This is a genomic window from Bacillus sp. RC252 (genome assembly GCF_044909215.1).
Classification (GTDB): Bacteria; Bacillota; Bacilli; order Bacillales; family Bacillaceae_G; genus Bacillus_A; species Bacillus_A mycoides.
Genome location: NZ_JBIYDV010000014.1, coordinates 125,234 through 137,044 on the forward strand (window position 1 = coordinate 125,234; position 11,811 = coordinate 137,044).

At 32.7% G+C, this 11,811-nt stretch carries 10 protein-coding genes and 1 pseudogene; 3 read left to right on the plus strand and 8 right to left on the minus strand.

What is annotated here, in order from left to right; genetic code table 11:
- Nucleotides 1–117 precede the first annotated feature (117 nt).
- Entirely contained in the window at nt 118–1,053 is a 936-nt protein-coding gene (gene bla / locus ABH960_RS20005) for a class A beta-lactamase (protein ID WP_404447804.1), read from the plus strand.
- A gap of 229 nt (nt 1,054–1,282) precedes the next feature.
- Here the strand turns inward: bla and gerXC are convergent, their stop codons facing one another.
- From gerXC to ABH960_RS20030, 5 genes are all read right to left on the minus strand, one after another.
- Entirely contained in the window at nt 1,283–2,443 is a 1,161-nt protein-coding gene (gene gerXC / locus ABH960_RS20010) for a spore germination protein GerXC (RefSeq protein ID WP_000739710.1), read from the minus strand.
- The gene (gerXA, locus tag ABH960_RS20015; protein WP_404447808.1) at nt 2,430–3,908 is read right to left on the minus strand and encodes a spore germination protein GerXA; all 1,479 of its coding nucleotides are present in this window, start codon (nt 3,906–3,908) and stop codon (nt 2,430–2,432) included. Before gerXA ends, gerXC begins: the two co-directional genes overlap by 14 nt.
- Before the next feature lie 56 nt (nt 3,909–3,964).
- Nucleotides 3,965–5,044 (minus strand): spore germination protein GerXB, encoded by a 1,080-nt coding sequence (gene gerXB, locus ABH960_RS20020; protein ID WP_404447811.1) that lies wholly within the window; start codon nt 5,042–5,044, stop codon nt 3,965–3,967.
- A 438-nt stretch (nt 5,045–5,482) separates the two neighbouring features.
- The gene (locus tag ABH960_RS20025) at nt 5,483–6,160 is read right to left on the minus strand and encodes an ABC transporter ATP-binding protein (protein WP_404447814.1); all 678 of its coding nucleotides are present in this window, start codon (nt 6,158–6,160) and stop codon (nt 5,483–5,485) included.
- Between the two features lie 11 nt (nt 6,161–6,171).
- Nucleotides 6,172–7,602, minus strand: coding sequence for an ABC transporter permease (locus tag ABH960_RS20030; protein ID WP_002085363.1), 1,431 nt, complete (start codon nt 7,600–7,602; stop codon nt 6,172–6,174).
- A 519-nt stretch (nt 7,603–8,121) separates the two neighbouring features.
- On the opposite strand from ABH960_RS20030, the gene ABH960_RS20035 reads away from it, so the two are divergent.
- Nucleotides 8,122–8,583, plus strand: coding sequence for a GNAT family N-acetyltransferase (locus ABH960_RS20035; protein WP_404447817.1), 462 nt, complete (start codon nt 8,122–8,124; stop codon nt 8,581–8,583).
- Between the two features lie 397 nt (nt 8,584–8,980).
- On the plus strand, nt 8,981–9,982 hold the full coding sequence (locus ABH960_RS20040; protein WP_404447820.1) for an alpha/beta hydrolase: 1,002 nt from the start codon (nt 8,981–8,983) through the stop codon (nt 9,980–9,982).
- 208 nt (nt 9,983–10,190) lie between these two features.
- Here ABH960_RS20040 and ABH960_RS20045 read toward each other — a convergent pair.
- The 3 genes and pseudogenes from ABH960_RS20045 to ABH960_RS20055 all read right to left on the minus strand — a co-directional run.
- Nucleotides 10,191–10,724, minus strand: a pseudogene (locus tag ABH960_RS20045) (MBL fold metallo-hydrolase); the annotation flags it as partial.
- Nucleotides 10,682–11,281: an undecaprenyl-diphosphatase gene (locus ABH960_RS20050; RefSeq protein WP_016104947.1), complete on the minus strand. Its 600-nt coding sequence runs from the start codon at nt 11,279–11,281 to the stop codon at nt 10,682–10,684. The pseudogene ABH960_RS20045 and the gene ABH960_RS20050, both read right to left, overlap by 43 nt.
- A 207-nt stretch (nt 11,282–11,488) precedes the next feature.
- The gene (locus tag ABH960_RS20055; RefSeq protein ID WP_404447824.1) at nt 11,489–11,656 is read right to left on the minus strand and encodes a type 2 periplasmic-binding domain-containing protein; all 168 of its coding nucleotides are present in this window, start codon (nt 11,654–11,656) and stop codon (nt 11,489–11,491) included.
- Nucleotides 11,657–11,811 lie beyond the last annotated feature (155 nt).

Genomic DNA, 11,811 nt, shown 5'->3' on the forward strand with positions numbered 1-11,811 from the left:
TCTCATTTTGTAATGCAAGAAACACAAGATGAGTGCTATCCTGTGCATTTGTTAATTGTATAGGTATGTAAAATACCTATACAAAATCCATATATTCTTGAAAGAGGTTGAAAATGTATGATAGTTTCAAAGAAGTTTTTTCACATTTCGCATTATAAAAAGATGTTACCTGTAGTATTACTTTCATGTGTAACGCTTATAGGCTGTTCCAATAGTAATATTCAATCCGCACCACCGAAACAAACCAAACAAGAAAATACAAGTAATCATTCTTTTGTAAAGCTGGAAAAAGAATATGATGCTAAACTTGGTATTTATGCATTAGACACAGGTACGAATCAAACCGTTACTTATCGTTCAGATGAACGGTTTGCATACGCATCTACCCACAAAGCCCTTGCTGTTGGAGCACTGTTACAAAAGAAATCAATAGAAAATTTAGATCAAAGAATTAAGTATACTAGCAAAGATCTTGTGAATTACAATCCAATTACTGAAAAATATGTAGATACAGGTATGACTCTGAAAGAGCTTGCGGATGCTTCCCTTCGATATAGCGATAATACTGCACAAAATCTTATTCTTAAGCAATTAGGTGGGCCAAGTGAATTCAAAAAATCACTGAGAGAAATAGGAGATACTGTCACAAATCCTGAACGTTTTGAACCAGAATTAAACGAAGTGCAGCCAGGAGACACTCGTGATACTAGTACCCCAAAGGCATTAGCTACTAGTCTTCAAGCATACGCGCTAGGCGATATACTTTCAGTTGAGAAACGGAACTTTTTAATAGATTTGATGAAAAGAAATACTACGGGGGACAACTTAATTCGTGCTGGAGTTCCAGGAGAATGGGAAGTAGCCGATAAGACCGGCTCTGGGTCTTATGGAACAAGGAATGATATTGCAATCATTTGGCCACCAAATAAAAAGCCAATTATTCTTGCGATACTTTCTAATCATGCGAAAGAAGATGCGAAATACGATGATAAACTTATTGCAAATGCAACTAAAATAGTGTTAGACGCTTTAAAAGTAACAAATAAATCATAGTAATGAATTTAAGCTGCTCCTACTTTACGGCACATTTAGTTTTAAAGACTAGTACTTATCTAAACGCTAAGAAGTGTAAGCGTATTTTCAGACAACGAAGGAGGTAAAAGCCTCCTTCTGCTCCTAATCGAACTCTCATCCCATTCCGCCACCACATCGTAGTGGTCTTTCGCGTTCGAATCTCCTATTTAGAGTTAATATTTTACGTTTCCTTTCATCTTCAACCATTCTAATGCTCAATCATATTACGCATATTTTTAGATTTTCCATTTGTAGCTATATTAATCGAGACATTTAAATCTAATTCTTTATTTTGAAGGGGTATCCCCCCCTCTTTTTTATATTGTTTCCACAATTTAGAATTCTGCCGATATAAGGAATGTGATAACTGATACGTGTCAATCCCTCTTTCGATTCCTTTTCGGTACGTTTTTTTAATTTCTTTTTCAACTTGGTCCTCTGCAATTTTTTTAATATCATTTACAGGCATAGAATTTATTAATTGAAAAATATCAGCATCGAAATGGATGTTCATAAGCATACGTAACTTTCCATTTTTAATAAAATGCTTTGTATCTATCTTTGGATTTTTTAATACTATATGTCCAATGATTTTCTTGTTAAATTTTAATAGTAATGGAGCTCGTTTGGTATTTTCATCCGTCCATCGAACCCCAGCAATATCATGGCTGTTTAAATGATTTATATAGGATTTATCGTTTATAAAACCATAACCACTAAATTTTAACATTGGAAATGATGTATGTCCTTTTTTCCAATATGTTTTAGTCGTAGCTAAGAATGGAATGCGAGTTGTCATCCCAGGTTCATAATAATTTCTTTGGAATTTATATAAAGGTAAAGGATCTATTATTGTATATTGCTTGGTTATCTCTTTTGGTAAATTAATGATTGTATATAATTGAGAAATATTTAATATATTATTGTTCGCTAATATATTTTCTAAAGGCTCCTTAGTTCCAAATATCCACATAGTATCTCGAAATTGAAAAAACCGAGAAAAAAAATCATTAAATTGATTTAAGTCACCATGTTTTAGAAATCTCTCTGTTACAACAATTGTTTTGAGATGCTCCCATGAGATTTCTTGTTGAGCACCCTTATAAAAATCAAATGCTGCCTCATCTAAAATGGGGCCTTTTCCCTTTCCGATATAGGCCTGGCTGTAATTACGGGTAGTGCTCCCTTCTTGTTTAGCTATGTTAGAAAAATTAATAAATTGCGGACGGATGATATAGTTATTATCTTTAAAATCGATACCTAGACTATTTATATACAAAACGTGATGCAACTCTCTTTGATCCCAACACCCTGTTAGAAACGTACACATCATAAAAAGAAATATAACTATTCTTTTATTTTTCTTCATCGGTACTCTCTCTTTTCCTTGTATTATCTTGCGTATGCAATTCTTTAGGTCTTTTTTTCATATACGTGAAAGGAAGTCTAAATGTGGCTGCTAGCATACTTTTAAACACAGGGGGTGAATATGGTGTAAAGAATGGAACTCCAAAAGAGCGTAAATTTACTACATGTATCACCATCACAAGGACACAAAAGATAAATCCTACTATGCCTAATAAAGAAGATACTAAGAATACTACATACCGCAATATACTTATTATTCCTGTTACTGACTGATTAGTTAAAGCAAATGTCGAAACAACCGAGATTGCTATTATAATGACCATAGATGCTGAAACAATTCCTGCACTAATAGCAGCTTGTCCAATAATTAATCCCCCTACAACAGATAATGTTTGACCGAATACGGCAGGAACACGCAATCCTGCTTGTCTCAAAATTTCAAATAAGGTCATCATAATTATCCCCTCTAAAGGAGCTGGAAAAGGAATCCCTTCTCTTGATAAGCTTAATGTAGCTAGCAACGTATAGGGAATCTGATCTGGATGATATGTAATTAGTGCTATCCAAATTCCTGGAAGAAATATAGAAATTGCTATCCCCAAAAGACTTACAAGTCGTACAAAGCTACCGAATATGTAGAAAAGATCTTGATCTTCAGATGTATTAACAAAAAAAGGAAATGTAACTGGTGCAATTGTCGCTGTTGGTGACCCTTCAACCAGTAAAATAAAACGCCCATATAGCAAACAATTCACAGTATAATCAGGGCGCCCTGTATATTCGACTAAAGGAAATACACTAAATTGATTGTTTGTGATTAACTCTTCAATTTGTGCACTTGAAACAACCCCGTCTATTTTAATTTGTCTTAATTTTAATCGAACTTGATTAATGATATCTTGGGATGCGACATCTTTTAAATACAGGAGTGCTATTTTAGTTTGTGTTCTTTCTCCAATAATAAATTCTTCATAACTAAGAGAACTCGTTTTTAGTCTTTTTCTAATTAATCCTATATTTGTGTTTAACTCTTCAACAAATCCATCACGTCCACCACGAATGGTCATCTCTGTATTTGTTTGTTCAACCGATCTGGTAGGTATTTGGGCAATATCAACTATATATCCATGTTTAGATTCTTCAAAAATAATAAGGAGGTTACCTTCAAATATAATCTGAGAGATAGTTTCATTCGAATTTACCATATCTAATTTCTTTACTGATAACTGGGGAATTAATGTTGAGAGGTTAAACTCTTCTATTGAATTACTTGAAAGCTCTTTGCAAACATGGGATGATGTGGCTTGTTTTAATTTTGTATTGTCAATTAAGTTTTGACAATACATAAACAATACTGAATTCCTTTTTTCTTTCTCATCCAATTCACGCTTTATTACTTTTACATCGTTGCATCCTTCAAACCACTCTAGTATTATCTTCTCATTTATTTCTACTTGTTTGTTCATCTACGTTGTCTCCTTCAAACTCAGCAACCTTATATAAAATACATCCCCATACTCTTTTAAGAGCTTTTCTTAAATTTAGCAACCCATACAAACACTATTAGTAAGATAGAAAACAAAAATAGCCCTAAAGCTGAAACTGGTAAAATAATTTGAGATACAAACCAATAGAAACTAGAGTCACTGATGGGTAGTATACTTATTAATAAAATACATGAAAGTATTGCAAACATAATCCCATTTCTCGTTTTTCGATTTGTAATTGATAACAAATCTGGTATAAGAAAAACAACAAGTGATAGACGAATAAAGATCCCTACAAGCCACTGATACACGGAGAGAAAGTCTAAATTTTCAATGTACCTTCCTATTGACACAAGTCTCCATTCTTCAAATGCTGGATATCGTTGGTTTGCTGCTACGAAAGGTCCAAATTCTATAATAGCTGCCATAACTGGGCCTATTGTGATACCGATAATAACCATTCCCAAAGCGATCAGTTGATATAATTTGACTTTTGAACAAATGTGATGCTGTAAGAAAAGAATAAAAATCAACTCTAAAAATCCTGCTGCAGGATAAACCATTCCCTTAAATACTGGCTTCATTCCATTTTCTATCATTGGCTGAAGTAAAGAATAATCTTTATGCGGAACATTTGCAAACATTACAAAAAAACCAAGTAGGAATACAATAGGTAACAAAACACCTGTTGTAAGTGCAATAGATTGAATTCCTCTTGTAGCATTATAGAGACAAATCATTGAAAAAAGTATTCCTAATACAAAGTGAGGTGTTTCTGGTAAATAAAAGGAGAAAAAGGTTAATGTTTCTTTTAGTGCAACGACACCAATTGTTATTAAATAAATCACAACTATGAATATGATTGGATATACACTGAGTTTCCCAAAATTATTTTTTAACCACGAAAACAAGTGTTCATTTTTTATGTTTCTATATATGATGAATATTAATGAAATCCAAATCAAGTATATAATGCTTACTAATATGATAGAGATCCACGAATCTCTACCTGAGGTATCTAATAACATAGGAATCATAATGACATGATTAATTATCCCAATACTACCAATGAGTATCATAGAAACTTGAAATAAAGTAATTGTTTGCTTAGTCATACATACCACCATATTTTGTAATGAATAAATATTACATAGTATAACTGATACATTGCATCTTTATTCCAAATGGTTAGTGCTTAGAGCCATGGACAATTAAACGCTCTTATTTATAAAATCTATCACATGAGATGTAAGCTAGTTCATTTTTTCAAATAAATAATTAAACGGGACAGTATTTAGATCATACACCTAAATACTGTCCCATTTTTTATATGCAATTCTTCAATGATATAGTAAACCGATCATAACAAAAAGAACCTGTAGAATATACTACAAGTTCTTTTCTAAAAATTGTTAAAAAGGGAATAACAAACTATCTTAACATTCAATACAGGGAGACCATTTTAATTATGGCTTGGTTATATTGTATATCAAATATAAATATTTGAAGAAACTGATTTCGAAAATTATGTGAATTAAAAAACTAGGGTGATATTAAATTTCGTTTACTACCAACTTCTTCTTACATAAATAGACTGCACGGTCTGATTTTTTAGCAACTTCCTGTGAGTGCGTCACAACAATAATACATTTATTTTCTTTATGTGCAAGTTCTTGAAACAGTTCTATTATATCCATTGCCGTTTCTTCGTCGAGGTTTCCTGTCGGCTCATCCGCAATCAGTAAATCAACATTACAAGATAACGCTCGAGCGATTGCTACACGCTGCTGTTGCCCGCCACTTAGTTGCAGAACATTTCGTTTCGCTTCTACTTCTGTAAGTCCTACTTTCTCTAATAATTCTAACGCCCTTGCCGTTTTATTTTGCACTTTAACACCTGTAATTTCCATTGCTGTTAAGACATTTTGAAGAGCAGTCATATAGGTAATCAAATTATAAGATTGGAAAATTACCGATACATTTTGATTACGGTACCGATCCAAACCAATTTTCCGAATATCCTTTCCATTAAATAGTACATAACCATTTTTAGGTATATCTAGCCCACAACCTAAGCTAAGCGTAGTGGTTTTACCAGATCCGGATGGTCCTAGAATCGTGTAGAAATGTCCTTTTTGAAAAGAAAAGTTAACATTTTCTAGTATCGCTACTTTTTTTCCGTTACTTTCATAATAATAATCTAAATTTTTAAATTGTAAAATCGTCTCCATATCGAGCCTCCTTATTCATCTTTTAAAAGAATTTGTTTTGGATTCAGGCGTAGAATAGATAATGCTGGAAGAAGCGTTGCTAATATAGCAATAGCTAGTCCAATCCCCCCCATTTTCCCTACATCTTCTCCAGTTACACTTACATTAATTTTATCAATTGGATCCTCTTTTTGATTTTGTACAGTTCCACCAGGTCCAGCTACCATTACAGTTCCATTTTGTGGTGTGTTTGTTTCTTCTCCTGCTGTAGCAATTTCACTCGAAAGTAAATTATTCCCTATGAATTGAGAAATTTTCGCTCCTGTTGTTATGGATAATCCAAATGCTAAAATAGCGATACATACTACTTCTACTACGAACTGCGCCATCAGTTTCCACTTTTTCTCTCCAATGGACAATAGAATCCCCATTTCCTTACGACGTGCTTTAATCGATAACATAATGATTAACCCTAAAATAATCGCACCTGCAATTGATACAATATAAATAATCATTTGAGAAGTTGATGAGATATTTTCGATAGGCCCAATCATTTGTTTGTACAACGAATCATGTGCATCTAATTTATAATAATTAAAATCAATATCAGATTTTTTTGCTTCTTCTTTAAACGCTTCAATGTTTTGTGGATCTTTCAAGAAATACACGACTTGAATGCTACTTATACCTTGATCTATTTCTAATTTTTTCATAGTTGAATGCGGCATATATAGTTTATTAGCTGGATCCATTATAGGAGGAGCTTGTTGCCCCATTGCTTGCTCATTCGTTTCGTAAATACCGATAATTTCAACCTCCAGGGTTTCCTTCTTATCCCCTGATTGCACTTTAACTTTGTCTCCTACTTTCAAGTTGTTTAATTCCGCTAATCGTTTTTCCATTAAAGCTACATTCTGATCTTTCATCTGTTCTGTAATTGGTTTCCCATCAATGATTTTACTTTTTCCATTCTTAAAGCTTTCTTGTAATGCGGTTTTGCGAACTCCCTCAATCATAAAAGAAGAATTCATATCTATTTCTGTACCAGAGCCTGAACCGCCTCGTACAGCCGCCATTCCCGCCTTACCTTTTCCTTCTTCTTCTCCTTCTGAAGCTCCTACTAGTTTAAGTCCGTCAGAAATTCCGAGAGTGCTAGTTATGTAATTATAGTCTTTTACATACTTTGACTTCGCTAATTGATCTGCTTCTTTTGTATTAAGCTTCGGTGGATTAGGCATCTCTCCAGTTTCCCTAGCTTGTTGACCTAATTTGTCAAAATCAAGACTTAAAGTAACATCTGCACCGAGTTTTTTTCTTGCTGCATCAGCAGCTTTTTTTGATGCATTTTGGATTGTGAATCCTGCCAACACTAAATTTGTAACAATTAGGAAAACTGCCATCAAAATTAATGATGTTCCTACTCTTTTTTTCATACTGAGAATTGCTCGTTTCATAAAGTTCATTTTTTCTTACCTCCTTGATAACTTGTATTCTATATAGGTTATCTAGAGTCTATATGGAGCTAATCGGTAGTTTATCTAGAGATATAAGGAGTTTATGTGTAGTTATTTTATTCATTGACCTGGTCAAGAAAAACCGGAACACATATTCAAAAACGTAATCGTTTTTGAATATGTGCAAGGAGGTATATGGCTTTAGATAGCATTGAATGAGAGCATACAAATCCATGCTTATTACGTAATTTCTATACAACAAATAAAAACCAGCCTATTTGAATGGTTATATGTGTGTTTGTTAAATATGAAAATTCATTAAAGAATATGGAGTTTTATTGAAGTTGATCGGATTTTCTAATAATAATATTGTGTTAAAAAGCCTAACCTATAATTTTATAAGTTAGGCTTTTATGCTATCTATAAGAAAAAGTTATAGAGACTCATAATATTTTATAATTTAACCTATTGTATTTAAACAAGTAAAATAAAAGTAACAAGTGCATATATTAAGGAGGTTTTTTGATAGTGACAGAAACTTTAACATTTAGGATTGCAACGGCAGATGATTTAGATGAAATTGTAAAAATGCTTGCTGATGATGTTTTAGGAAATAAAAGAGAGCGCTATGAAACACCACTCCCTGATAGTTATATAAGAGCATTTCATGCTATTGATTGTGATCCAAATAACGAGTTGATTGTAGCGTGTGATGGGACAGAGATTATTGGTATTCAACAAATCACATTTACGCCTTACATTGTACGTCAAGGGGGTTGGAGAGCTACAATTGAAGGTGTACGGACAGCCTCATCAAAACGTGGTAAAGGTATAGGAAGTAAACTTATTAAATGGGCTATTCAACGTGCTAAATTACGGGGATGTCATTTAGTACAGTTAACAACAGATAAAGAACGACAAGAAGCTTTACACTTTTATAAGAAATTAGGTTTTAAAGATTCTCATGAAGGATTAAAACTCTTTCTCTAATGAATATAGCTATTTATATACCAAAAAGACGTATATTGTAAGGTTAATTGACTATAGGCTTCGAAAATTATGGTAACTATCACTGTATTAAATATACAAATTGACACATTGTCTTTCATATAAATTAGGTCACTTCAAAAGGTGTACCTTTTAATACAAAAATAAGCAAGTTAATGTTCTCTTTTATGAATGAGAATATTAACTTGCTTTTTAGGTTTTTGTAAAAAATATTTATAGTTTTATTTTATTGATAGCTTTATAATATAATATACAAATTCCCCACCTGTTTTATAATTCAAGCATCTACTATTATTAGGAAAAGAGAATATTTTACAATTAATTTACAGCATAAATTTTGTCCATCTTTTAGACGATATGTATTTTGGAGGAGGTTAATTTGATTTTTTCAAAACTCATTGATCGATACGCCTTGTATGATTTGCACAAAAAAAGAAGTGTAAAGTTTCAGTACACTTCTCTTTCTAACACCTCACTATATATAAAGGACATAGAATTTTTTTATAAAGTAAAACCATCTCATATTCATTTTAACATTAAGTATTTAAAACAAGAAAAGGAATACATGGTTGGACAATTCAAATATAAAAGCTCGGTTCAATCTGGTGATTCACGCAACGATTCTGTCACTGGGGAATTATTTTTACATAAAAATGAAGATGCACCTCATGTCATCTTTGTTCACGGTTGGAGAATGGATTCTAACGAACGTGTAAAAAAAATATTCCACGACCATATGACCAACTTGAAGTGGAATATGTATTATTTCACTTTACCATATCATTTTGACAGAAAACCGAACCAATCCCTATACAGTGGAGAGTACATGGTAAGTGCCAATGTTGAACGAACTGTAGAAGCAACTAAACAAGCAGTAGCTGATTTACGAACTTTGATCAAATGGATTAAAGCAAATAAAAATGGTCCCTTGATTTTAATAGGAATCAGTTTAGGTGGAGTTATTACTAACTTAACATCTCTTGTTGAACCAGAAATTGATGTGTTAGCATCCATTTTCTACGCGAATCGACTCTCTTATTCAATTTGGAAGACAAATCCAGGTAAATTTATTAGAGAAGACTTGGAACATCATGGTGTTACGTATGATGATTTAATAGCTTATTGGAAAATCACTGAACCGAGTCAAGCATTACCAAAAGTAAAAAAAGAAAATATTTTATTAATTTCAGGCAAGCATGATCTTTATGTGCATTCTGAGGATACGAACTATTTGTGGGAATCCTGGGAAAGACCTACGCGATATATTTATACATGTGGGCATGCCGGGATTGTCCTTAAACGTAAAAAAATTGCAATTGATACTATCAATTTTATTCAGAATCGATTGAACTCCCAAATCTTCCCCAATGACATGCCTTAAATTGTGAGATTACTAAGTAGGGGGTAGTACCAACATTCGTACGCTAAGATTATTTCAACATAAAGTTTGTTGATAACTTGTACGTGTCAGTAATGTTGGTGTTACTTTAAATACAAAGAGCATGTTTTAAAAAATGATAATAACATGCTCTAAACTTCTCTATTTATTTTAATTTCTTAAAGATGTCTACAGGTAATATTGAAACATCTCATGTATTAAAAAGTGTTTCCTGCAGTGCTTTTATGTATCGATCTGCTGACTTCTGAACAGCAAGGTCCGCATGCTTTGACACGACTCGATGAAAAGCATTATAAATACGGTTGAATGGTAGCCCTTTTACTTTATCCATCATCTCTCTTACTTTACTAGCAGGAAGTAGAATCAGATTTGGATAACTGTACATGAAACTAACCCACTGACAGTCGGCAATCACTTGAATGATATCACCTGTTAGCAAAATACCTTTATTATGATTTCCACCTTTTCAGTGTAAAACAGTTCCTCCTTTAAAATGACCTCCAATACGATTTAAAGCAATGCCATTTGTTAATTCAAAAGACTCGACAGACCAAAAAATTATTTTGTTACTTGGACGTACTACCCATTCTTTTTCGCCTTCGTGGATGTAAATAGGTGCATTGAATGTATCGATCCATTCAACTTGTGTAGAATAATAATGAGGATGAGAAAGGGCTATACTCAAAATCCCTTTGATTTGTTTTTGGATGGTAAAACATGTTTCTCTACTCTTTCATATAGAGTAAGCAATTGCTTGATAAAAGAAAATTTCGGTACTAACCAATACGAAAATAACGCTGCAACACATCCTATTAAAGCCCCTATTGCAACATCAAAAGGATAATGAACCCCTACCCAAATACGAGAAATCGCTACACAAAATGCAAGTATAAGCCATAACCATCCAGTCTTTTTACGAACAAGCCAAAATGAAAAACAAATCGAAAAAAAGAGAATCGTATGGTCACTAGGAAACGAATTATCTACAGCATGGTCAACAAGTTTATTAATATCAGGCAATACTGCAAACGGTTGATAATTCAAATGAAATTCCCCTGCTATTTTTCCAATCACCTCTGCAATCATAAAAGCAGCCATCGCTTGAATAACCATCATCCTACTTTTTCTGGACCCGGTAAACCAATAAGCTATAATAATTAAACCAAAAATATATACCATATATTCTGCCAAAAATACCATGGCTGAGTTTAGAAATGAATATTGTTTACCTAAATCATTAATTGCTCGAAAAATATCAATATTGAATTGAGAAAAAGACATTTTCAAATCCCTCCTTTAAAGTAAGGTGTTTAACTGATTGCCATATACTTTCATTACATGAATAGTTTTGATTATTGTACTCATCTAAAAATATCAACCTCTTATGACATCGCTTTCTTCTTTTTCACTATAATAAAAAAAGAAAAAGGGAAACATCGAACTCTCTTACAAACATTCGTGCTTTCTTACAGTTTTGTCATTTTCTCGTCATTTTGTAAATGGATTCATCGTCTTGCCTTTCGCTATTTTTAAAAACTCTTGTAACTCTGGGTTTATATCGGTCTTTCCGTATGCAACGGCTAGTTCCGCAACAATTTTAGAATCGCATATTTCTTTGTAAACAACTTCTGATTGATATAATTTATTTGCAGACACCTATCCTCTGTTAATTAAATAAGAAAAGTTCATTTACACTACCTATACCTGCAACTATGAATACTTTAATTACAGATTAAAAAGGAGAAGAACCTTGATAAGTTCTTCTCCTTTTGTTTATTGTTGTTATTAAATTATAATAAAATTACAGTATG

Excerpts from the sequence above, each read along its gene's own strand:
- bla (WP_404447804.1), top strand. The coding sequence starts at position 118 with ATGATAGTTTCAAAGAAGTTTTTTCACATTTCGCATTATAAAAAGATG.
- gerXC (WP_000739710.1), bottom strand. The coding sequence starts at position 2,443 with ATGAAGAAAAATAAAAGAATAGTTATATTTCTTTTTATGATGTGTACG.
- gerXA (WP_404447808.1), bottom strand. The coding sequence starts at position 3,908 with ATGAACAAACAAGTAGAAATAAATGAGAAGATAATACTAGAGTGGTTT.
- gerXB (WP_404447811.1), bottom strand. The coding sequence starts at position 5,044 with ATGACTAAGCAAACAATTACTTTATTTCAAGTTTCTATGATACTCATT.
- ABH960_RS20025 (WP_404447814.1), bottom strand. The coding sequence starts at position 6,160 with ATGGAGACGATTTTACAATTTAAAAATTTAGATTATTATTATGAAAGT.
- ABH960_RS20030 (WP_002085363.1), bottom strand. The coding sequence starts at position 7,602 with ATGAACTTTATGAAACGAGCAATTCTCAGTATGAAAAAAAGAGTAGGA.
- ABH960_RS20050 (WP_016104947.1), bottom strand. The coding sequence starts at position 11,281 with ATGTCTTTTTCTCAATTCAATATTGATATTTTTCGAGCAATTAATGAT.